The 22,345-nt window shown below is 68.5% G+C and carries 18 protein-coding genes; 12 read left to right on the forward strand and 6 right to left on the reverse strand.

Annotated features, from left to right (window positions below; genetic code table 11):
* The first annotated feature begins 16 nt into the window (after positions 1 to 16).
* The 6 genes from HOP52_RS08125 (at position 17) to HOP52_RS08150 (ending at position 5,128) form a co-directional block, all read left to right on the forward strand.
* Complete coding sequence (locus HOP52_RS08125) at positions 17 to 685, forward strand: SurA N-terminal domain-containing protein (RefSeq protein ID WP_238976875.1); 669 nt, start codon at positions 17 to 19, stop codon at positions 683 to 685.
* Positions 685 to 1,752: a 4-hydroxythreonine-4-phosphate dehydrogenase PdxA gene (gene pdxA, locus HOP52_RS08130; RefSeq protein WP_238976876.1), complete on the forward strand. Its 1,068-nt coding sequence runs from the start codon at positions 685 to 687 to the stop codon at positions 1,750 to 1,752. The genes HOP52_RS08125 and pdxA overlap by 1 nt, the downstream gene beginning before the upstream one ends.
* A gap of 155 nt (positions 1,753 to 1,907) precedes the next feature.
* On the forward strand, positions 1,908 to 2,720 hold the full coding sequence (gene rsmA / locus HOP52_RS08135) for a 16S rRNA (adenine(1518)-N(6)/adenine(1519)-N(6))-dimethyltransferase RsmA (RefSeq protein ID WP_238976877.1): 813 nt from the start codon (positions 1,908 to 1,910) through the stop codon (positions 2,718 to 2,720).
* On the forward strand, positions 2,717 to 3,112 hold the full coding sequence (apaG, locus tag HOP52_RS08140; RefSeq protein ID WP_238976878.1) for a Co2+/Mg2+ efflux protein ApaG: 396 nt from the start codon (positions 2,717 to 2,719) through the stop codon (positions 3,110 to 3,112). The genes rsmA and apaG overlap by 4 nt, the downstream gene beginning before the upstream one ends.
* 38 nt (positions 3,113 to 3,150) lie before the next feature.
* Positions 3,151 to 3,978, forward strand: coding sequence for a symmetrical bis(5'-nucleosyl)-tetraphosphatase (locus HOP52_RS08145; protein ID WP_238976879.1), 828 nt, complete (start codon positions 3,151 to 3,153; stop codon positions 3,976 to 3,978).
* Between the two features lie 7 nt (positions 3,979 to 3,985).
* Positions 3,986 to 5,128 (forward strand): tRNA nucleotidyltransferase/poly(A) polymerase-related protein, encoded by a 1,143-nt coding sequence (locus tag HOP52_RS08150; RefSeq protein WP_238976880.1) that lies wholly within the window; start codon positions 3,986 to 3,988, stop codon positions 5,126 to 5,128.
* Between the two features lie 4 nt (positions 5,129 to 5,132).
* Here the strand turns inward: HOP52_RS08150 and HOP52_RS08155 are convergent, their stop codons facing one another.
* The 3 genes from HOP52_RS08155 to folB are packed head-to-tail and all read right to left on the reverse strand — an operon-like array spanning position 5,133 to position 6,986.
* On the reverse strand, positions 5,133 to 6,062 hold the full coding sequence (locus tag HOP52_RS08155; RefSeq protein WP_238976881.1) for a DHH family phosphoesterase: 930 nt from the start codon (positions 6,060 to 6,062) through the stop codon (positions 5,133 to 5,135).
* Positions 6,063 to 6,099: 37 nt separating this feature from the next.
* The gene (gene folK, locus HOP52_RS08160) at positions 6,100 to 6,621 is read right to left on the reverse strand and encodes a 2-amino-4-hydroxy-6-hydroxymethyldihydropteridine diphosphokinase (RefSeq protein ID WP_238976882.1); all 522 of its coding nucleotides are present in this window, start codon (positions 6,619 to 6,621) and stop codon (positions 6,100 to 6,102) included.
* Positions 6,621 to 6,986 carry a dihydroneopterin aldolase gene (folB, locus tag HOP52_RS08165; RefSeq protein WP_238976883.1) on the reverse strand — a complete coding sequence of 122 codons (366 nt, stop codon included), beginning with the start codon at positions 6,984 to 6,986 and terminating at the stop codon, positions 6,621 to 6,623. The genes folK and folB overlap by 1 nt, the downstream gene beginning before the upstream one ends.
* Positions 6,987 to 7,172: 186 nt before the next feature.
* Between folB and plsY the strand changes: the two genes are divergently transcribed.
* Complete coding sequence (gene plsY, locus HOP52_RS08170; RefSeq protein ID WP_238976943.1) at positions 7,173 to 7,736, forward strand: glycerol-3-phosphate 1-O-acyltransferase PlsY; 564 nt, start codon at positions 7,173 to 7,175, stop codon at positions 7,734 to 7,736.
* A gap of 212 nt (positions 7,737 to 7,948) precedes the next feature.
* On the opposite strand, the gene tsaD is transcribed toward plsY, so the two are convergent.
* A complete protein-coding gene (tsaD, locus tag HOP52_RS08175) occupies positions 7,949 to 8,992 on the reverse strand; it encodes a tRNA (adenosine(37)-N6)-threonylcarbamoyltransferase complex transferase subunit TsaD (RefSeq protein ID WP_238976884.1) in 1,044 nt (347 codons plus the stop codon).
* 259 nt (positions 8,993 to 9,251) lie between these two features.
* Between tsaD and HOP52_RS08180 the strand changes: the two genes are divergently transcribed.
* Complete coding sequence (locus tag HOP52_RS08180; protein WP_238976885.1) at positions 9,252 to 11,243, forward strand: methyl-accepting chemotaxis protein; 1,992 nt, start codon at positions 9,252 to 9,254, stop codon at positions 11,241 to 11,243.
* An 85-nt stretch (positions 11,244 to 11,328) separates the two neighbouring features.
* Here HOP52_RS08180 and HOP52_RS08185 read toward each other — a convergent pair whose 3' ends face one another.
* Positions 11,329 to 15,018, reverse strand: coding sequence for an EAL domain-containing protein (locus HOP52_RS08185; RefSeq protein WP_238976886.1), 3,690 nt, complete (start codon positions 15,016 to 15,018; stop codon positions 11,329 to 11,331).
* 398 nt (positions 15,019 to 15,416) lie between these two features.
* Here HOP52_RS08185 and rpsU point away from each other — a divergent pair, with 398 nt between their 5' ends.
* The 3 genes from rpsU (at position 15,417) to rpoD (ending at position 19,676) form a co-directional block, all read left to right on the forward strand.
* On the forward strand, positions 15,417 to 15,632 hold the full coding sequence (gene rpsU / locus HOP52_RS08190; protein WP_010629611.1) for a 30S ribosomal protein S21: 216 nt from the start codon (positions 15,417 to 15,419) through the stop codon (positions 15,630 to 15,632).
* A gap of 144 nt (positions 15,633 to 15,776) precedes the next feature.
* On the forward strand, positions 15,777 to 17,597 hold the full coding sequence (dnaG, locus tag HOP52_RS08195) for a DNA primase (RefSeq protein WP_238976887.1): 1,821 nt from the start codon (positions 15,777 to 15,779) through the stop codon (positions 17,595 to 17,597).
* A 231-nt stretch (positions 17,598 to 17,828) separates the two neighbouring features.
* Complete coding sequence (rpoD, locus tag HOP52_RS08200; RefSeq protein WP_238976888.1) at positions 17,829 to 19,676, forward strand: RNA polymerase sigma factor RpoD; 1,848 nt, start codon at positions 17,829 to 17,831, stop codon at positions 19,674 to 19,676.
* A 75-nt stretch (positions 19,677 to 19,751) separates the two neighbouring features.
* Here the strand turns inward: rpoD and HOP52_RS08205 are convergent, their stop codons facing one another.
* Complete coding sequence (locus HOP52_RS08205; protein ID WP_238976889.1) at positions 19,752 to 20,663, reverse strand: LysR substrate-binding domain-containing protein; 912 nt, start codon at positions 20,661 to 20,663, stop codon at positions 19,752 to 19,754.
* 175 nt (positions 20,664 to 20,838) lie between these two features.
* Between HOP52_RS08205 and HOP52_RS08210 the strand changes: the two genes are divergently transcribed.
* Positions 20,839 to 22,218 carry an L-serine ammonia-lyase gene (locus HOP52_RS08210; protein WP_238976890.1) on the forward strand — a complete coding sequence of 460 codons (1,380 nt, stop codon included), beginning with the start codon at positions 20,839 to 20,841 and terminating at the stop codon, positions 22,216 to 22,218.
* The last annotated feature ends 127 nt before the right edge of the window (positions 22,219 to 22,345 follow it).

The following is a 22,345-nucleotide window of genomic DNA, read 5'->3' on the forward strand; positions in this document are numbered from 1 at the left end:
GAGAGGAAAGAACGACATGCGCACTCCGCGAATCGCCACCCTGGGCGCCACCCTGGCGCTGGCCCTGTGCCTGGGGGCACTGTCGTTGAGCGCCCAGGCGCAGAGCTTCCAGCCGCTGGAGCGCCAGTCGCTGGATCGCATCGTGGCGGTGGTCAACCAGCAGGCGATCATGGAGAGCCAGCTCAGCGATCGCGTGGAGCAGGCGCGCAGCCAACTGACCGGAGAGCAGTTACAGAACCTGCCGCCGGAGTCGGTGCTGCGCGAGCAGGTGCTCGAGCGCCTGATCGTCGAGGAGATCCAGCTGCAGAAGGCGGCCGAGGCGGGGCTCGCCGTGGATGACACCCAGCTCAACCGCCAGATGCGCGCCATCGCCGAGGACAACGGCATGAGCCTCGACCAGTTCGCCGATGCCCTGGAGGCCGACGGCCTGACCCTGGCCTCCGTGCGCGAAGAGATCCGCCGCGAGATGCTGATGCGCGAGCTGCAGCAGCGCCAGGTGGGCAGCCGTATCAACATCAGCGAGCGTGAGGTCGAGCGCTTCATCGAACAGCAGGGTGGCGCCGTGAGCCGTGACCAGGCGCGCCAGGCGCTGTTCCAGCGCAAGGGCAACGAGGCCCTGGAGGCATGGATCCAGGAGATCCGCGCCGAGGCCTTCATCGACAACCGCCTCTCCGCCGCGCGCTGATGGCCGACGCTGCCCATGGACCAGTGCTGGCCCTGACCACCGGCGAGCCCGCCGGGGTCGGCCCCGAACTGGCGCTGCGGCTGGCCGCCACCGCGCCGTCGGCGGCGCGGCCGGTGGCGGTGGGCGACCCGGCACTGCTGGCCGAGCGCGCCGCCATGCTGGGGCTGTCGCTATCGCTGCCCGAATTGGCCCCCGGCGAGCCGGTGCCCGCGGCCCGGGCCGGGGTGCTGCCGGTGTGGCCGGTGGCGCTGCGCGAGCCGAGCCGCCCCGGCGTGCTGGCCACCGCCAATGCCGACTACGTGCTGGAGACCCTCGACGTGGCGGTGGGCGCCTGTCGCGCCGGCCACGCCGCCGGCATGATCACCGCGCCGCTGCACAAGGGGGTGATCCTCGACGCCGGCCATGTCGGCTTTACCGGGCATACCGAGTACCTGCGCGACGCCTGCGGCATCGACGAGGTGGTGATGATGCTGGCCACCGACCGCGCCCTGCACGCCGCCGAGCCGACCTGGCGGGGTGGCGGGGCGCTGCGGGTGGCGCTGGCCACCACCCACCTGCCGCTGCGCGACGTGGCCGACGCCATCCGCGCGCCTAGGCTGGCGCGCACCCTGCGTATCCTGCATGGCGACCTGCGGCGCTGGTTCGCCGTCGAGCGGCCGCGGATCGCCGTCTGCGGGCTCAACCCCCACGCCGGCGAAGGCGGGCACCTGGGGCGCGAGGAGCTGGAGGTCATCGCGCCCTGCCTTGACGCGCTGCGTGGCGAGGGCCTCGACCTTGACGGACCGCTGCCGGCGGATACCCTGTTCACTCCGCGCCACCTGGCCGGTGTCGACGCGGTGCTGGCGATGTACCACGACCAGGGGCTGCCGGTGCTCAAGTACGCCGGCTTCGGCCGCGCCGCCAATATCACCCTGGGCCTGCCGTTTCCGCGCACTTCGGTGGATCACGGCACCGCCCTGGACCTGGCCGGCAGCGGCCGCGCCGACCCCGGCAGCCTGGCCGTGGCCGTGGCCCTGGCCGCCGAGATGACAAGCCGTGGCGACTTAAAGGCAATGACAACACCGTAAAGGGCGCCGGGGGCAGACCGAAGAGGAGGTCCGATTCCAAGGAAGGAATCGGTAGCGTACAGGGACGTATTCACAGCGCCTCCTCGCAGGTCTGCCCCCGGGGCAGCCCAGAGCCGGTGGTACAGATGACCCCAGCGATAGAAGGACACCCCTGAATGGCAGCTCGCCCCCCGGTTCACCGGGCCCGTAAGCGCTTCGGCCAGAACTTCCTGCGCGACCCCGGCATCATCTCGCGCATCGTGCGCGCCATCGCACCCCGCCCCGGCGAGCGCCTGGTGGAGATCGGCCCCGGCCAGGGCGCGCTCACCGAGCCGCTGCTGGAGGCCGCCGGCGGCCGCCTCGAGGTGATCGAGCTGGACCGCGACCTGATACCGGGGCTGCGGGTGCAGTTCTTCAACCACCCCGATTTCGTGATCCACGAGGGCGATGCGCTCAAGTTCGATTTTCGCGCCCTGCGCGGCGAGGGTGAGCCGCTGCGCGTGGTGGGCAACCTGCCCTACAATATCTCCACGCCGCTGATCGCCCATCTGCTCGAAGCGGGCGACGCCATCGCCGACATGCACTTCATGCTGCAAAAGGAGGTGGTCGACCGCCTGGCGGCGGCCCCCGGCGGCGCCGACTGGGGGCGGCTGTCGGTGATGGCCCAGTACCGCTGCCGCGTCGATGCGCTGTTCGTGGTGCCGCCGGAAGCCTTCGTGCCGCGGCCCAAGGTCGACTCCGCCATCGTGCGGCTGACCCCCCACGGCGAGCCGCCGCATCCGGCCGACGACGAGGCGCTGCTGTTTCGCCTGGTGCGTCAGGCCTTCGGCCAGCGGCGCAAGACGCTGCGCAACAACCTCAAGGGGCTGGTCGAGGGAGATGCGCTCGAAACGCTGGGGATCGATCCCTCGCGCCGTCCCCAGACCCTGACGGTGGAGGAGTTCGTACGTATCGCCAACCACCTGGCCGCGATGGAGGCGACCCCATGACCCAGACACCGCAGTCCCCGACCGATGAGATTCGCGTCGACGTGGAGCCGGCCTTCCGCGAGGAGGAGTCCAGCGCCGACGAGTCCCGCTATGTGTTCAGCTATACGGTGACCATCCACAACCACTCGCCGCGCAGCGTGCAGCTGCTGGCCCGCCACTGGAAGATCACCCAGGGCAGCGGCAAGGTGCAGGAGGTGCGCGGCAAGGGGGTGGTGGGGCAGCAGCCGATGATCGGTCCCGGCCAGACCTTCCGCTACACCAGCCGGGCGATTCTCGACGGGCCGGTGGGCGTGATGGAAGGGGGCTACACCTGCGTGGATACCGCCAGCCAGCGCCCCTTCGAGGTGGCCGTGGCGCCGTTCCGGCTGGCCGGCCCCAACCAGGTACACTGACGCGGAGCGTCTGGCGCGCATCGACACAGGGAGTGGCCATGACCACCTACGCCATCGGCGACCTCCAGGGTTGCCACGCTGAATTCGTCGAACTGCTCGAACGACTCGACTTCGACCCGCGCCGCGACCGGCTCTGGCTGGCCGGCGACCTGGTCAATCGCGGCCCGGGATCGCTGGCCTGCCTGCGCGAGGTGCGCGCGCTGGGCGAGGCGGCACTGACGGTGCTCGGCAACCACGACCTGCACCTGCTGGCGGTGGCCCGCGGCGGGGCGGACCTCAACCGCAAGGACACCCTGGACGCCATCCTCACTGCGCCCGACCGCGAGGCGCTGCTCGACTGGCTGCAGTCGCGACCGCTGCTGGCGCGCCAGGGGGGCGAGAGCGACCGGGACACCGTGATGACCCATGCCGGCCTGCTGCCCCAGTGGTCGGTGGGCCAGGCCGAGGCGCTGGCCGGCGAGGTGGCGGCGAGGCTCGCCAGCGAGAACAGCGGCGCCTTTCTCGAGCGGATGTACGGCAACCGACCGGCCTGCTGGCGCGACGACCTGGACGGCATCGAGCGGCTGCGGGCCATCGTCAACGCGCTGACCCGCATGCGCTTCATCGATGCCGATGGCTGCCTCGACTTCACCGCCAAGGAGGGGCTCGACAGTGCACCCGAGGGCTTCGCGCCCTGGTTCCAGTACCCCCGCGACGACGCGGCCCGGCTGCTGTTCGGCCACTGGGCGGCGCTGCAGGGCGGGCTGCCCGGCGCCCGGGTGCGCGCCGAGGCGCTGGATACCGGCTGCGTCTGGGGCGGCAGCCTGACCGCCCTCAACCTCGACAGCGGCGAGCGCGTCAGCGTGCCCAGCCGTCTGCACCGCTGAGGCCGCCATGGATGATCGTCAAGACCCCTGTGTCGACGGGCTCGAGGTCTACCGGGTGGGCGGGGCGGTGCGCGACGCCCGTCTCGGCTGGCCGGTCAAGGACACCGACTGGGTGGTGGTGGGTACCACGCCCGAGGCGATGCGCCGGCGCGGCTTCAAGCCGGTAGGGCGCGACTTCCCGGTGTTCCTGCACCCGGTGACCCACGAGGAGTATGCCCTGGCGCGCACCGAGCGCAAGTCCGGCCACGGCTACACCGGCTTCGCGGTCCACGCCAGCCCCGAGGTGACCCTGGAGGAGGACCTGGCCCGCCGCGACCTGACCATCAACGCCATGGCCGAGACCCCCGAGGGTGAGCTGATCGATCCCTATGGCGGCCTGGCTGACCTTCAGGCGCGTCGCCTGCGCCATGTCTCGCCGGCCTTCGTCGAGGACCCGCTGCGGGTGCTGCGCACCGCGCGCTTCCTGGCCCGCTACGCTGAGCTGGGCTTCGTGATCGCCGAGGAGACCCGGACGCTGATGGGCGAGCTGGCCGACAGCGGCGAGCTCGCCTATCTGGTGGCCGAGCGGGTGTGGACCGAGACCGAGAAGGCGCTGGGGGAGCCCTGCCCGGCGGTCTACTTCCGCACCCTGGCGGAGTGCGGCGCCCTGGCCGCGCTGCTGCCCGAGCTGGCGGGCGACGACGAAGCCCTGGCGGCGGCGCTGGCGCGGCTCGAGCGACTGCCGGCGGCGCTGCCCGAGGGGCAGCGCCGGCGCTGGCGCTGGGCGCGGCTGGTGGAACACCTCGACGAGGCGGAGCGGGCGGCCATCGCCGAGCGGCTGCGGCTGCCGCGGGCCTATGCCGACCTGGGGCGCCAGGCGGCGCTGACCCGGCGGCTGTGGCAGCACCCGGCACCCGGGGTCGACGCCGTGCAGGCCTGGCTGGATGGCGTCGACGCCTGGCGGCGCAGTGAGCGGATGTCGGCACTGCTGGCGCTGCTGGCGCTGGAGGCGCCGGGGCTGGCCCCGGCCGCGGCGCGCGGCTGGCGGGCCGCGGCGGCGCTAGAGCCCAAGGCGCTGCTTGCCGAAGGGTTTCACGGCCGCGCCCTGGGGGAGGAGCTGACCCGGCGGCGCCGGGCCGAGCTGGCCGCGGCACTCGCCGAGCCGGAGTGAACGCTCAGCCGTCGGCGTTGATCCGGGCGATGATCTCCTTGAGCCGCTCTTCCGCCTGGTCGTTGGCGATCTGGCAGGTGCCGGCGTTGCGGTGGCCGCCGCCGCCGTAGGCCAGGCACAGCTCGCCGACATTGGTGCGGCTGGAGCGGTCGAGGATCGACTTGCCGATGGCGAAGACGGTGTTCTGCTTCTTCAGGCCCCACAGCACGTGAAGGGAGATATTGCACGCCGGGTAGAGCGCATAGATCACGAAACGGTTGGTGGCGAAGATCGTCTCCTCGTCGCGCAGATCGAGCACCACCAGGTTGCCGTGGACCGTGGCGCAGCGGCGGATCTGTTCCCGCGCCTTGTCATAGTGTTCCTGATAGAGTTCGACCCGCTCGCGGACATCGGGCAGATCGAGGATCTCCTCGATGCTGTGCTCCCGACAGTAGTCGATCAGCTTCATCATCAGCTGGTAGTTGGAGATGCGGAAGTCGCGGAAGCGGCCGAGCCCGGTCCGCGCATCCATGATGAAGTTGAGCAGCACCCAGCCCTGGGGGTCGAGGATCTCGTCCTTGGTGAACTGGGCGGCATCGCCCTTGTCGACCGCCTCCATCATGTCGTCCCAGCGCGCCGGGAAGGCGTCGTGGCCGCCGTAGTGGCGCCACAGCACGCGGGCGGCGGAGGGGGCGTCGGGGTCGATGATATGGTTGTCGGCCCGCTGCTCGTTGCGCAGCGTCTCGCTGAGGTGGTGGTCGAAGGCGAGGTGGCAGCCGGGCACATAGGGAAGGTTGGTGGTGATGTCCTGTTCGCCGATGGCGACCTTGCCGTCCTGCATGTCCTTGGGGTGGACGAAGAGGATGTCGTCGATCATGTCCAGGTGCTTGAGCAGGGCACCACAGACCAGGCCGTCGAAGTCGCTGCGCGTCACCAGACGAAATTTGGCTGTCATGTCTTCTCCTTGTTGATTCAGCGGGCCAGCCGAGAGTCTACCCCATTGTGCGGCCTTGCCAGACAAAATCCACCGGCCATAGGCGCTGGCCGGTGGCGTCGAAATCGGCCCGGAGATCGGCCCAGAGGTCGCCGTAGACCCTGCCGCTGAGCGGATGCGGGGTGTCCGGCAGCAGCTCGGCCAGTGGCTGCAGCACGAAGGCGTGCTGCGTGATTTCGTCGCGGGGCAGAGGCACGCCGTCATGCACGCCGGTCAGCCCGCCCACCGTGAGCAGGTCGATATCCAGGGTACGGGGGCTGAACTTGGGGCTATCCGGGCGGCGGCCGTTGGCCAGTTCCAGGCGCTTGCACCAGGCCTGCAGCTCGCCCACCGTCCAGCGGGACTCGAACAGCACCACCAGGTTGTAGAAGTTGCGGCCATCCTCGAAGCCGACGGGCTCGCTCTCTAAGACCCGTGAAACCCTGAGCGTGCCGAATTCGGCGTGCAGGGCGTCCAGGCAGCGGCGAATATGCCGCTCACGGTCGATGTTGCTGCCGATGCTGACGCTGACGAGTGCCATCAGGGGCTCCCGGGGGGCGTGCCGCGCTCGATGCGCACGCCCACCGCAGCGGCGGCGGGTACGGCACCCGGCTTGCGTACGGTCAGGCGCAGCCAGGCGATGCCGAACTCCTCGCGCAGGGTGGCGGCCAGCCGTTCGGCGAAGGTCTCCACCAGGGCCACATCGTGGTCGGCGGCAAAGCGGTTGATGCGCTCGCAGACGGCGGCGTAGTCGAGGGTCTGGGCGATGTCGTCCTCGGCGGCGGCGGGGCGAATGTCGGTGGCCAGCTCCAGGTCGAGCAGCAGGCGCTGGGAGATGGTACGCTCCCAGGCATAGACGCCGATCACGGTGTCCACGCCGAGCGACTCGATCAGTACAAGGTCCATTGCGGGCTCCCCCGACCGGCTAGTGGTGGCGGATGCGCGGCATCCACAACTGCAGGCGCCCGATTGTACGTGAGCCGGTCGGGGGATGACAGCGGCCGCACGGCACCGGTGGGGCATTTGGCCAGCGGGTGTCGGCGATAGGCATGCACGGGGGGCGAGTAGCGGGTGACTGCGGTCGAGTGGCTGATGCCGCTGATGGCGCTGGGCTATCTCAGCGGTTCCTGGCTGGGCGCGCTGAGCGTGTGCCGGCTGGCCGGCGTGGGCGATCCGCGCCGCGCCGGCTCCGGCAACCCGGGCTTTTCCAATGTGCTGCGCCTGCATGGCCGCCGGCTGGCGCTGGCCACCCTGCTGGTGGATGCGGTCAAGGGCATGCCGGTGCTGTGGTTGGCCCTGTGGCTGGGTCTGCCGCCCTGGGCCCAGGGTCTGGTGGGGCTGGCGGTTCTGCTCGGCCACAGCTTCCCGCTCTGGCACCGCTTGCGTGGCGGCAAGGCGGTGGCCAGTGCCTTCGGCGTGATGCTGGTGCTGACCCCGGGGGTGGCGCTGGCGTGCGCCGCGCTGTGGGCCCTGCTGGCCTGGCGAGTGCGCACCGCCGCGGTGGCCTCCCTGGCCAGCGCCGGGGTGGCGCCGCTGGCCAGCCTGTGGCTGGCGCCGGACCATGTGGCAGTCGTGACGGCCTTCACGGCCCTGGTGCTGGTGCGCCACCTGTTCAATATCCGCCGGCTGCGCCGCGGCGACGAGCCGGGGCTGTAGCGCTGCGGTGGCTGAGCTTCAGGCAGGGGAACGAGACTCGCGATCCCGGGAACGAAACCCTGTCACTTCGCTTGCCGCTTGCACGTCGGGGCACAACATAATCCCTCACGGGTGCCCCTCACTCGACATCCCTGTCGATTGACGTGCGCGGCGGCGCTTGTTGCCAGCGTTCCCGGGTAGATATCGCTTCGCTTCGTTACCCTGCCTCCGCCTCAAGCCTGACCTGAAGCCGGTGCTTCCAGGCTATCCATCGGCCAGCGCGGCACGGCCTTCATCACGCCGATCTCGTCACGCTCACCGGCCAGCAGGCGCTGTGCCCCCACATACGCAATCATCGCTCCGTTGTCGGTGCAGAAGCGGCCGCGGGGATAGTAGGCCCGGGCGCTGCGCTTGGCGCACTCGTGCTCCAGCCGCTCGCGCAGCCGCAGGTTGGCACTCACGCCGCCGGCCACCACCAGCCGCTTCAGGCCGGTCTGGTCCAGGGCGCGGCGGCACTTGATCACCAGCGTATCCACCACCGCCTCCTCGAAGGCGCGGGCCACGTCGGCGCGCGCCGGGTCGTCCAGTTCGGCGGCGGCCTCGAGCTGGCGGATGGCGGTCAGGGTGTGGGTCTTGAGCCCCGAGAAGCTGAAGTCGAGCCCCGGGCGGTCGGTCATCGGGCGCGGAAAGCGAAAGCGTCCGGGGTCGCCCCGCTCGGCGAGCCGGGCCACCTGGGGGCCGCCGGGATAGTCCAGCCCCAGCATCTTGGCCGCCTTGTCGAAGGCCTCGCCGGCGGCATCGTCCACCGACTCGCCCAGCAGTCGGTAGCGACCCAGCCCCTTCACCTCCACCAGCTGGGTATGGCCGCCGGAGACCAGCAGCGCCACGAAGGGGAAGGCCGGTGGTTCGTCTTCGAGCATGGGGGCCAGCAGGTGCCCCTCCATGTGGTGTACGCCGAGCACCGGAATGCCCAGCGCCCGCGCCATGCCGTGGGCGGTGGCGGCACCCACCATCAGCGCACCGACCAGGCCGGGGCCGGCGGTATAGGCGATGGCGTCGAGCTCGCCGCGGCTCAGGCGAGCCTCCTCGAGCACCTGCTCGATCAGTGGCAGCAGCCGGCGGGTGTGGTCCCGCGACGCCAGCTCGGGGACCACCCCGCCGAACTCGGCGTGCATGGCCACCTGGCTGTAGAGGGCGTCGGCCATCAGGCCGCGCTCGGTGTCGTAGAGGGCGACGCCGGTCTCGTCGCAGGAGGTTTCGATGCCGAGGACTCGCATGGTTCAGGCTCGCATAAGGACAGAGGCGGGCATTCTAGCAAATTCGCCCTGGCGCTTGCCGATGGGTCCTGTCGGGGAGGGAAGTGCAAGCGGGAGAGTTTTCCCGATTTTCAACGCATGTTGTCCGCCAGATATGGGTATGTTCGGCGAAAATTGATCTGAATCATGGGGATATATGGGCGTTGGGCTAGGCTGCTGATTTGGAAATAACCATAACAAGTTCGGCAGGCTCGCTGCCGACGATTTTTGGGGGACTGTCATGCACCTGCTTCGCCATATCTCCATCGGACACAAGATACTGCTGGCGCTGATGCTGCCGCTGCTGGCCATGGCCGGCTTCGCCGGCCTGCAGCTGCTGGAGCGACAGCAAGTGGTCAGCAATATGAATCAGCTGCATCGCCTGTCCGGGCTGGCGCTGACGGCCGGGGATCTCGTCCATGAGCTGCAGCGCGAGCGGGGCGGCACCGCGATCTACCTCGGTACTCAGGGGCGCCAGTTCGGCGCCGAGCTGCAGGCGCAGCGCGCGCAGACCGATCGCCGGATCGAGCGCTTCGAAACACGGCTGCAGGCGTTGGGGCGCGGCGATAGCGACGCCCCGACGCGGCAGCGAATCGACAGCGCCGTCGAGGGCCTGGCGGGCTTGGCCGCGCAGCGGCAGCGGGTGGACGAGCTCGATGCCTCGGCCGGGCAGGTGCTGGGCCGCTACACCGATCTTAACACCGAGCTGATCGGTATCGTGGGGCAGCTCAGCCATGTCACCGACGAGGCGCAGACCACCCGCACCCTGGCGGCCTACTACAGCCTGCTGCGCGCCAAGGAGTTGGCCGGTATCGAGCGGGCGCTGCTCTCTAGCGCCTTCGGCGCGGACCGCATCGATGGCGAGACGTATCAGCGCTTCGTGTCGCTGATCGGCGCCCAGGAGGCGCAGCTGAACACCTTCCAGGTTCTCGCCTCCCAGACACAGCGTGCGCTGCTCGACGAGCAGCTGGCCGGTCCCGAGATCGAGCGCCTGGACGCGCTCCGCGGGGTGGTGCTGCAAAGTGCAGAGCGACAGGGGTTCGGCGTTGATCCCGAAGAGTGGTTCGAGTGGCAGTCGGTCAAGATCGACCGCCTGAAGGTCGTCGAGGATGCCCTGGCCGACAGTGTGCTGGCGCTGGTGGCAGGGCTGCGCGACGGAGCCCGGCATGACTTGGTACGCAACGGTGTGATTGCCGCCGTGATCGCCGGGCTGGTGGTGCTGGTGGCGCTGCTGATCGGGCGCAGCACGGTGCTGCGGTTGCGTCAGACGGCCCAGGCGATGCGTGAGATTGCCGAAGGCGATGGCGACCTGACGCGCCGGCTGAGCGTGACCCATCACGATGAGATCGGCAGCCTGGCGACCCAGTTCAACGCCTTTGCGGCGCGCATGCAGGGGCTGCTGCTGGACGTCAAGGAGAGCGCCCAGCGGGTCTATAGCAGTGCCGAGGAGATCGCCCAGGGGAGCGAGGCCCTGGCCGCGCGCACCGAGCAGGAGGCCTCGAGCCTGCAGGAGACTTCGGCTTCCATGGAACAGATCACCGCCACGGTCAACCACAGCGCCGACTCGGCCCAGCAGGCGGATGCGCTGGCGCTGTCCACCGCCCAGGTGGCGCGCCGGGGGGAGGCCGCCATGCAGGAGGTGGGCGGCACCATGAAAGATATCAGCGCCTCCGCGGAGCGCATCGTCGAGATCATCACGCTGATCGACAGCATCGCCTTTCAGACCAATATCCTGGCACTCAACGCGTCGGTGGAGGCGGCCCGAGCCGGGGAGCACGGGCGCGGCTTCGCGGTGGTCGCCCAGGAGGTGCGGGTACTGGCCAGCCGCAGCGGCGATGCCGCCCAGGAGATCCGCCAGCTGATCGATGCCTCGGTGGTGCATACGCAGCGTGGGGCGGAGATCGTGCAGCATGCCGGTGCCACCATGGAGGAGATCGTCCAGAGCGTCGAGCGGGTCACTGGCGTGATTGCCGAGATCAGCGCGGGCGCCCGGGAGCAGAGCGCCGGTATCGTCCAGGTCAACCAGGCCGTCAGTGAGCTGGATGGCAACACCCAGCGCAATGTCGCCCTGGTGGAGCAGACGTCCAATGCCGCTGCCGACATGCGGGCGCAAGCCGAGCATCTCAATGTGCTGATGAGCGCCTTTGTGCTGGGGCAGCGTGACCGGCCCGAGTCCGACGCCGGTGTCTCGCTGCCGTCGCCCTCCAGGGAGCCGCTGCCGGCGCTCGCCTAGCCGCCTGAGGGGCAGGGATGCCCGGCGCTCGGCTCGCTCAGGGGGCCGGCCTTGCAGCTTAGGCAGGATCGCCCCCCCCCCAGGATCAGGGGGCGGCGTCCAGGGGTTCGTCGAGATGCGTGGCGGTGAATGCGGTCAGGGAGAAGGCCGTCTGGACCTGAGCGAGCAGCGCCTCCTCCTGGCAGCCCTTGTCGAGCCAGCCGTGGAGCGGGCCGCTGTCGACGCCAGCGGCGGCGCGAGGCGCGTCCTCCGGGGTGGCAAGGGCGAGACAGGCGACCTCGGGATAGAGGGCCCTGACGCGGTGATGGAACTCGAGCCCCGGCATGTCCGGCAGGTGCAGCCCGCCGATCACCACGCGAATGCTGTTCAGGGCCAGCAGGTCGAAGGCCTCCTCGATATGCGTGGCCGTCAAGGGGCGGTAGCCGGCGTCCTGTAGCGGACGGGACAGCGCCGCCAGCGCCTCTGGGTCGGGGTCCAGCACCAGCAGCGAACGGTTGGCCACGGACGGGTCGATCGAGGGCAATATCAGTCGCCGCTGCTCCTTCAGCAGGGCCGTCATCTCCTCCGTCGGCAGCGGGCGGCTGAACAGGTAGCCCTGCAGCTGGTCACAGTGCCGGCGGCGCAGGTAGGCGGCCTGGGCCAGGGTTTCCACCCCCTCGGCCACCACCTGCAGGCGCAGCCCGTGCCCCATGGCGATGATGGTCTGGGCGATGGAGGCCTCATCGGGTGAGGTGGTGACGTTGGTGATGAAACTGCGGTCGATCTTCAGGGTGTCGAAGGGGAAGCGACGCAGGTAGGCCAGGCTGGAGTAGCCGGTGCCGAAGTCATCCACGGCCAGACGCACGCCCAGGGCCTTCAGCTCCTTGAGCACTGCAATGGTCTCCTCGGGGCGCTCCATGACCGCGCTTTCGGTCAGCTCCAGTTCCAGCAGTTCGGGGGGGAAGCCGGTGTCGGCAAGCACCCTGCCCACCATGGCGGCCAGGTCCGGCTGCTGCAGCTGCCGGGCCGAGAGATTGACCGCCAGGTTCAGTTGGCCAAGCCCCTGGTTCTGCCAGGCCTGGCCCTGCCGGCACGCCTCGCGCAGTGCCCATTCGCCCAGCGGCTGGATCAGGCCGGTCTCCTCGGCCACCGGAATGAAGTGCATGGGCGAGATGGGGCCTTCGCTGGGGTGGTGCCAGCGGGCCAGGGCCTCCATGCCCACCACTTCGCCGCTGGCAAAGTCCACCTTGGGCTGATAGTGCAGCGCCAGGGCGTTGTGCTCCAGGGCGCGCCGCAGCTCCTGCTCCAGGGCCAGGCGCTTCAGGGCCGCTGCATTGAGGTCCTCGGTAAAGAAGCGGAACACCCGCTGCCCCTCCCGCGCGGCAATGTGCTGGGCGGTGGTGGCATTGCTCAGCAGGGTCTCCAGGTCCTGTCCATCCTGGGGCAGCACGCTGATGCCCGCATGCATGTCGATGTGCAGCTCCTGGCCCTCGACGGACATGGGGCGGTAAACGGAGTCGATCATGCGCTGGGCCACCGCGGCGATGCCCTCGTAATGGGGCACGTCGGTGAGGATCACCACGAACTCGTCGCCGGCATAGCGGGCCACCATATCCTGGCCGCGGGCACACTCGCCCAGCCGCTGGCCGACGGTCTGTAGCACCTGGTCCCCGGCGCGGTGACCCAGGCTGTCGTTGATCAGATGGAAGCGGCTGATATCCAGAGAGAGCAGCGCGACCTGCTGGCCTCGCTGCAGGGCCCGGGCGGCGAGCTTGTCGAAGTGCTTGGCCAGCAGGGTACGGTTGGGCAGGTTGGTCAGGTCGTCATAGTAGGCGAGCAGGTTGATCTGCTCCTCCATCTGCTTGCGTTCGCTGATGTCGTACTGGATGCCGACGAAGTGGGTGATGATGCCGTGCTGGTTGCGCACCGGACTGATGGAGGTGAGTTCCCAGTAGGGCTGGCCATCCTTGCGACGGTTGAGGATCTCGCCCTCCCACACCTTGCCCTGCTGCAGGGTGCGGCGCAGGTCCTGGTATTGGCTGCGAGGCAGGCGTCCGGGCTCCAGCAGGTGGATGCGTCGCCCCTTGATCTCCTCCGGGCGGTAGCCCGTGGTGCGCGTGAACTGGGGGTTGACGTACTCGGTGATGCCGTTGGCGTCGGTGATGACGATCGAGCTGACGCTCTGGTCGATGGCCTGGTTGAGCTTCTTGAGCTCCTGTTCTGTGCGCATCCGCTCGGTGACGTCCCGGCCGTTGGCCACATAGTGGGTGATCTCACCTGCGTCGTCATGCAGCGGCGAGACGGCCATCTCCTCGTAGTACAGCTCACCCTTGGCGCTCAGGTTGATGAGGATGGTGCGGAAGGTCTCGCCCTTCTCCAGCGCCTCGCGGAAGCCCTGGTAGACCTCCGGGGGGTTGCGTTCGTGGCTTCGCAGCAGGCGGGCGTTCATGCCGATGATGTCCTCGCGGCGGTAGCCGCGCAGCCGCTCGAAGGTGCTGTTGACGTATTCGATGTTGCGATGGCGGTCGGTGATGATCACCGAGTCGGCGCTCTGTTCCACGGCATGGGAGAGCTTGCGCAGTTCGGCCTCGCTGGCCTCGCGCCGTACGATATCGTCGATCAGGCTGATGCGCAGCTGTTCGAAGGCGCGCGCCAGGGCGCCGATCTCGTCGCTTCTGAAGCGCGGCAGGGGGCGGTCGAGATGGCCCTGGGTCACGTGGTTCATGGAGACTTCGAGGCGGCGCAAGGGGTGCAGGATGCGGCTGCGTATGGCCCAGACGGCAAACAGGAAGACGCTGACGGCAGTGAAGATCGAAATGGCTACCATCCCCAGCGAGAGTCGGGCGTGGTCGCGTAGCCGCCCCAGGTGGGATTCGAAGTGCTCGCTGACCGACTCGGAGAGGGCCAGCAGCGTGGCGATGCCGCTGGTGGCGCGCTGATACCATTCGCTGGCGCTGACCGGATAGGGCTCGCCCTCCCGGCTGGCCGCGTAGACCGCCTGGCGCAGCGCCTGGTAGTCGCCCAGGAACCCGGCTTCCAGCGCCTCTCTGGCCGCTGCCAGCTTGGGAATGTCGGGCAGCTGCTCGATCAGGGTGTCGGCGCGTTCCAACGAGGCGTCGACGATATCGCGATAGCGCTGCAGCCGCGCCAGCTCGGACTCGCTCAGCGGGCGCGCCTGGGCAATGGCGGCGCCGACGATGGCGCGCTCGCGGCCGGCGTGCTCGCTGGCGTTGAACAGCACCTCCTTGATCACCGGGTTGGGGGTATGGGAGTAGAGGTTGCCGGGCTTTGGCTGATTGGTGGCGTCGCGCAGGTCGGAGAGCACCTCGATATGGCGTGTCGCCAGGCGAATCCACTGCTGCTCGTTCAGAGAAGAGGCGTCGCCGGCGATCAGCCGGTCTACCTGCTGGCGAGCGCTGGCCAGCTCATCCCGGTGGCGAGCCAGCTGGGCCAGGCTGCGTGACAGCGGCAGGTCGGCGTCGTCGCCGGTCAGGCGCGATGCCAGCGCCGCGATGGACCGGTAGAGCTCGTCGCCGCTGTGGCGCTGCTCGGCCATCTCGTAGAGCATCTCCGGGTTGGCCCGGTCGGGGCGTGAGAGGATGGCGGCGGTGATGCCGCGCTCCATGGCCATGACGCCGCTGGCGCGCAGGGAGAGGTCGGCCACCCGGTTGCTCTGGTGCACCCACTCGGCGGCGCCCTGCTTGGCCCGGATCTCGCGGATTTCCCAGCTCGAGCCCACCAGGATCAACAGCCCCATCACGGTCAGCAGCGTGATCAGCAGGTTACGGATGGTCATCGGTAAAGCCACCTCTCGGCCCTGGCCCCGCCGTCAAGCGCTTGACGGGGTGTAAGTTGTAATAATTTGTGATTAGGCGAAGAATGTAGAAATTCCAGGCTGATCTAAACGGCACGCTATCCCGGCTGGCCGGGGCTAGCAAGCCGTATGCGACAACGTGCCCGGCGACGTCAAGGGATCGGGCGTATCGGCTATCGAGCATTTGCAAAGCGCCAAGGTGGCGACTAGAATACTGTGCGCTGCAAGACTGGGTCGTGCATCCAGGGGCTTTTCCCGCATCCGTTGCCGTGTCGCCATCGGTAGTTCGCTGCCGATGAGGTTAGGCGACCGCGTGATCTGCCCGAAGAGGGTGTGCGTACAAACCGAACTCAAGAAACCTTAAGGTAGGTGAGTGCTTAATGCCTTCTGTCAAAGTACGTGATAACGAGCCGTTTGACGTCGCACTGCGTCGCTTCAAGCGTTCCTGTGAAAAAGCCGGCATTCTGTCCGAGGTTCGCCGTCGCGAGCACTACGAGAAGCCGACCGCAGAGCGCAAGCGCAAGGCGGCTGCCGCGGTCAAGCGTCACGCCAAGAAGCTCCAGCGTGAGCGCAAGCGTTTCGAACGGCTCTACTGATCCGTACTGTGGGGCGGTCGAGGCGTACGCCCCGGCTGTCCTGGAAGGATGACCAAGCGGCCGCCGGCGGGTGGCCGCTTGTTTTTCCATTGATCCCGCCGCGACCTTCATCCACCTGTTGCGTGCCGAGGTGGCGATAACCGCATGGCCGGTCAGATTCCGCAGCGTTTCATCGATGACCTGCTGGCCCGCGTCGACGTCGTCGAGGTGGTGGGCGAGCGGGTGCAGCTGAAAAAGGCCGGGCGCAATCACTCCGGCCTGTGCCCCTTTCATCAGGAGAAGACCCCGTCCTTCACCGTCAGCGCCGACAAGCAGTTCTATCACTGTTTCGGCTGCGGCGCCCACGGCAACGCCCTGCGCTTCCTGATGGAGTACGACCAGCTGCGTTTCCCCGAGGCGGTGGAGCAGTTGGCCGCCCGGCTGGGGCTGGAGGTGCCGCGGGAGGGGGCCGACGACCCGCGGGCCCAAGCCCGCGAGCGCAAGCGCCGGGAGGGGGTCAACCTGCTGGAGCTCTCGGCGAGCTACTTCCGCGAGCGGCTGAAGATGCCCGAAGGGAGGGGGGCGCGGGAGTATCTCGAGCGCCGCGGTCTCTCGGCGGAGGTGCAGCAGGCCTTCGGTATCGGCTATGCGCCGGATGCCTGGGAGTCGCTCAAGCGCCACCTGGGTGAGCGCGGGATCGCCGAGTCGGTGCAGGTGGAGTATGGCCTGCTGGTGCAGCGCGAGGAGAGCGGTCGCACCTATGACCGCTTCCGCGACCGGGTGATGTTCCCGATTCGCGACGTGCGCGGCCGCACCATCGCCTTCGGCGGTCGGGTGCTGGGCGACGCCAAGCCGAAGTACCTGAACTCGCCGGAGACGCCCGTCTTCCACAAGGGGCGCGAGCTCTACGGGCTCTATGAGGCGCGTCAGGCCAATCCGCGCCTCGAGCGGCTGCTGATCGTCGAGGGTTACATGGACGTGGTGGCGCTGGCCCAGTTTGGCATCCGCAACGCCGTGGCCACGCTGGGTACCTCCACCAGCGAGGAGCATCTGGCGCGGCTGTTCCGGATGGTCAGCGAGGTGGTGTTCTGCTTCGACGGCGACCGGGCCGGCCGTCAGGCGGCCAGTCGCGCCCTGGAGACGGTACTGCCGCTGATGATTGACGGGCGCCAGGCGCGCTTCCTGTTCCTCCCCGAGGGAGAGGACCCGGATACGCTGGTGCGCCGCGAGGGGCAGGCGGCCTTCGAGGATCGCATCACCTGCGCGAGTCCCTTGTCGGAGTTTCTCTTCGACCAGGCGGCGACGGGGCGTGACCTGGCCCGTATCGAGGAGCGCGAGCGCTATGCGAGCCAGGTGCTGGCGGCGATCGCCAGGCTGCCCGAGGGAGTGCTGAAATCGCTGCTGCTGGGCGAACTCTCGCGGCGTACCGGGGTCGATCAGTCTCGCTTCGAGGCGCTGATGGCCCGCGACGTCGCGGCGACGCCCGAGGCGGCTGGTGCATCCGCCGCGCCCCCGCTGAGTGATCGGGCAGCGGGCGAGAACCACCCGCTGGGCGCCGAGCGGACGCCGCTGGGGCTGGTGGGGCGAATCCTCCAGCTGCTGGTGCATGAGCCGGCGCTGGTCGAGCGGCTGCCGGTGGAGGACGACTGGTACCCCGAGGGGGATCCGGACAGCGGGCTGTGTCGGGAGGTGGAGGCCCTGCTGCGTGCCGGGCGCTATCGCAGCGCCCAGGTGCTGCTGGCGCACTTTCATGGCAGCGAGTCGGGCCAGCGGCTGGCCGCCCTGGCGCAGCGCGAGATGCTGATTCCGCGGGAAGCGCGGGCGGCTGAAATCGATGGCCTGGTGGAGCATCTGCGTCGCCACCGGCGGCGCCGGTCGCCACAGGAAGAGTACGCGGCCCTGCTGGCCAGGGAGCGCAGCGGCGAACGTCTGCCGCGCGAAGCGCGTCTAAGACTCATGGAGCTGTTGATGGAGCTGAAGGGCTAGTCGACCCGTGGTGGTCGCCGGGGTTGAAATCACCGCGGCAAGCCCCATCTAGGCAGCAGGTCCGCGGGCTCTGGCGCCAGCATAACCGAATAAATTAACACACCTGAGTGACCGAGCAAATGGGTCGAGCTGGCGGGAGTCGGGTATTTTCCGCTATACTGTCCGGCTTGATGAGTTTTCTCCACCCAGCGCTTCAGGTGCTTCATTCTTCTTCGTCGAGATAGGGTTTCTATGGCTGGAAATGCGCAGCAGCAGTCGCGTCTGAAGGAGTTGATCGCGCGCGGCAAGGAACAGGGCTACCTGACCTATGCCGAGGTCAACGACCATCTTCCCGAGGACATCGCCGACCCCGACCAGGTGGAAGACATCATCGGCATGATCAACGACATGGGTATCAGCGTCGTCGAAGTGGCGCCCGATGAAGATACCCTGATGATGTCGGATCATTCCACCGATGAGTCGGCTGCCGAAGAGGCCGTCGCGGCACTGGCTGCCGTGGAAAGCGACGTGGGCCGCACCACCGACCCGGTGCGCATGTACATGCGCGAGATGGGTACCGTGGAGCTGCTGACCCGCGAGGGCGAGATCGAGATCGCCAAGCGCATCGAGGAGGGAACCCGCGAGGTGATGTCGGCGCTGGCCTGGCTGCCCGGTGCGGTCGACTCCATCCTCGAGGCCTACGATGCCACCCAGGACGAGGAGGCGCCCGGCCGCCTGTCCGACCTCTTTTCTGGCTTCATCGACCCCGACGAGGGCATCCCCGGCGTGGCCGAGGCCGAGGTGCCTGAGGAGGAGCCGCGCGCCGAGTCCGAGGGCGACGGCGATGAGGATGACGACGAGGATGCGGGCGAGGAAGAGACCACCGGCGGCCCGGACCCGGAAGAGGCGCGGGCGCGCTTCGAGCAGATCCGCGAGCTCAACGAGCGCGCCCGGGCGGCGATCGCGGCCCATGGCCGCGGCTCCCCGGAGGCCAGGGCCGAACTGACGCGGCTGGCCGAGCTGTTCTCGCCGATCAAGCTGGTGCCCAAGCACTTCGAGCGCCTGGTCGGCCAGGTGCGCATCAGCGTCGAGCAGGTGCGCGCCCAGGAGAAGGCGGTGATGCAGCTGTTCGTCAAGAAGGCCAAGGTGCCGCGCAAGACCTTCATCAAGGCGTTCCCGGGCAACGAGTCGCGCCAGGAGTGGCTCGATGAGTTCATCGCCGCCCACGGCAAGTACGCCGATCGCCTCAGCGCCATGCGCGGCGATATCCAGCGCGCCCAGCGGCGCATCGCCTTCGAAGAGGACATGGTCCAGTTGGCCGTGCCGGAGCTCAAGGAGATCAACCGTCGCCTCTCCATCGGCGAGGCCAAGGCGCGCCGGGCCAAGAAGGAGATGGTCGAGGCCAACCTGCGCCTGGTGATCTCCATCGCCAAGAAGTACACCAACCGCGGCCTGCAGTTCCTGGACCTGATCCAGGAGGGCAACATCGGCCTGATGAAGGCGGTGGACAAGTTCGAATATCGCCGCGGCTACAAGTTCTCCACCTACGCCACCTGGTGGATTCGCCAGGCGATCACCCGCTCCATCGCCGACCAGGCACGCACCATTCGTATTCCGGTGCACATGATCGAGACCATCAACAAGCTCAACCGCGTGTCGCGCCAGATGCTCCAGGAGATGGGGCGCGAGCCGACGCCGGAGGAGCTCGGCGAGCGCCTCGAGATGCCCGAGGACAAGGTGCGCAAGGTGCTCAAGATCGCCAAGGAGCCGATCTCCATGGAGACGCCCATCGGCGACGACGACGACTCCCACCTGGGCGACTTCATCGAGGACGGCACCATGCTGCTGCCCATCGATATGGCCACCGGCGAGGGGTTGATCGAGGCGACCCGCAACGTGCTCGGTGGGCTGACTGCCCGCGAGGCCAAGGTGCTGCGCATGCGCTTCGGCATCGACATGAACACCGACCACACCCTCGAGGAGGTCGGTAAGCAGTTCGACGTCACCCGCGAGCGGATTCGCCAGATCGAGGCCAAGGCGCTGCGCAAGCTGCGCCACCCCAGCCGCTCCGAGCCGCTGCGTTCGTTCCTCGACGAGTAAGCCGCTTCGCCGCACCGTCACCGAAATGCCCTCGCAGGCTCTGTCTGCGGGGGTTTTTGGTTTCGATGGGAGCTGCTAGCGCTGTGCTTCCTCGACGATCCAGTCGTGCACGGCGGCGACCCGGCGATCGTCGAGGGCGCCGCTGGTGTGCACGATGCCGTAGCGCTTGCCGGTGGGAATGCGCGTGGGGAAGGGGGCGATCAGTGCGCCGGTCTTGAGCTCGTCGGTGAGCAGGGCCTGGCGGGCGATGGCCACGCCCATGCCGGCCACGGCGGCCTCCAGCGCCAGGCGGTGGCGGTTGAAGGTGTAGCCGCGCCGGGCGTTGAGCGGTGGCGCCTGAACCGCCCGCAGGTAGTGCTCCCATTCGGCGTAGGGGTGGCCACCGCGCCAGGCGGTGATGTCGTGCAGCAGCGGGTACCAGGCGAGTTCTGCCGGACTCGACAGCGAAGGGCGTCGGCGCAGCAGCGCCGGGGCGCAGACCGGGAAGATCACCTCCTCCATTAGCGGCGTGGTGGCCAGGCCGGGATAGTGGCCGTCGTTGAGGTCGATGGCCAGGTCGAAGTCGCCCTCGCGCAGCGACAGGCTGCTGTCCTCGGCGACCAGCTGAAGCTCGATGTCGGGAAACCGCGCCTGCAGCCGCGGCAGGCGCGGCATCAGCCATTTGCTGAGAAAGGCCGGCACGCTGCGCAGGCGCACGATGCCGCTCATCACCCCGCTGCGCAGGCGTTTCACTTCCAGGCCCACCGCCTGGTAGGCCTCGTCGACCACGTCGGCGAGCCGGCGGCCCTCCTCGGTGAGCTCCAGTCGGCGCGGCAGGCGACGAAACAGCTTGAAGCCCAGTCGGGCCTCCAGCTGCTTGATCTGCTGGCTGACAGCGCCGGTGGTCACGTGCAGCTCCTCGGCGGCGCGGGTGAAGGAGAGGTGGCGGGCGCTGATGGCGAAGACCTTCAGCCAGGCGTGGGTCTGGGCGTGGAGGAGGCGGCTCATGCTTTAGTCATTCTATACTCATGGGGAGTTATTCTGGTTTGCTCGGCGCTGTTAACCGCACCAACATAGAGGCAAAGCCGGCCAGATGGCAAGGCTGTTTAGTTATGCTGATGTATTCGCCGTTTCCAGAAGCTTCGGGCAGCACGTCAGCCGCCGACCCTATGAGGTAGATATCATGGCAATCAGCGTCTTCGATCTGTTCAAGATCGGTATCGGTCCGTCCAGCTCCCACACCGTGGGGCCGATGCGCGCCGCCTTCGACTTCGTCGAGGCGCTGCGCCAGCGGCGCCTGCTCGAGCGGGTGGCGCGCATCGAGGTGCACCTGCACGGCTCGCTGTCGGCCACCGGCAAGGGGCACGGCACCGACCGCGCCGTGCTCATGGGCCTGATGGGCGAGCGACCCGATGCCATCGACCCCGCCATCGTCGGCCCTTCCATCGAGGAGTTGCTGGAGTCCAGCACCCTGCTGCTCGACGGCCGCCTGCCGATCGCCTTCCTGTGGGCCCGTGACCTGCAGTGGCATGACGACTGCCTGCCGTATCATCCCAACGCCATGACGCTGGTGGCCCACGGCCATGGCGATGAGCTGTACCGCAACACCTTCTACTCGGTGGGCGGCGGCTTCGTGATCGATGCCGAGCAAGCCGCACGCGGCGAGCTGGATAGCGATACCACCGAGCTGCCCTACGACTTCCAGACCGGTGACGAGCTGATGGCACTGTGTCGCATGCACGGCCTGCGCATCAGCGAGCTGATGCTGGAGAACGAGAAGGCCTGGCGCAGCGAGGCCGAGACGCGGGCCGGTTTGCTGAAGGCCTGGGAAGCCATGCAGGCCTGCGTCAAGGCCGGCATGGAGGCCGAGGGCGTGCTGCCCGGCGGGCTCAACGTCAAGCGCCGTGCCAAGACCCTCTACCAGCGCATGCTGGCCAGCGAGGACGACCACTCGCTGATCGCCTCCACGATGTCGGCCATGGACTGGGTCAACCTCTATGCCCTGGCGGTCAACGAGGAGAACGCCGCCGGCGGGCGCATGGTCACCGCGCCCACCAACGGCGCGGCGGGCATCATTCCGGCGGTGCTGCACTACTACATGCAGTTCCGCAAGGGCGCCGGCGAGCGCGACGTGGTGGACTTCCTGCTGACCGCCGGGGCCGTGGGCATCCTGTGCAAGAAGAACGCCTCCATCTCCGGCGCCGAGGTGGGCTGCCAGGGCGAGGTGGGGTCGGCCTGCGCCATGGCCGCGGCGGGGCTCACCGAGGTGATGGGCGGCAGCGTCGGCCAGGTGGAGAACGCCGCCGAGATCGGCCTGGAGCACAACCTGGGGCTGACCTGCGACCCGGTGGGAGGCCTGGTGCAGGTGCCCTGCATCGAGCGCAACGCCATCGCCTCGGTGAAGGCGATCAACGCCGCCCAGATGGCGCTGCGCGGCGACGGCGAGCACTTCATCTCCCTGGACAAGGTGATTCGCACCATGCGCGACACCGGGGCCGACATGCAGGAGAAGTACAAGGAGACCTCCCGCGGCGGCCTGGCCGTCAACGCCATCGAGTGCTGACCGGAGAAAGCTGCTTTCAGATCAACCCTCTATACTTAGCCAGCGCGGCGCCCCGACGGGCGCCGTTTTTTTATTTGCAAGCTATTGAAAGCCCGGATGTCTACGCCATTGGTCGAGTTCGGCCTTT

Source organism: Billgrantia campisalis, from assembly GCF_022341425.1.
GTDB lineage: Bacteria > Pseudomonadota > Gammaproteobacteria > Pseudomonadales > Halomonadaceae > Halomonas > Halomonas campisalis.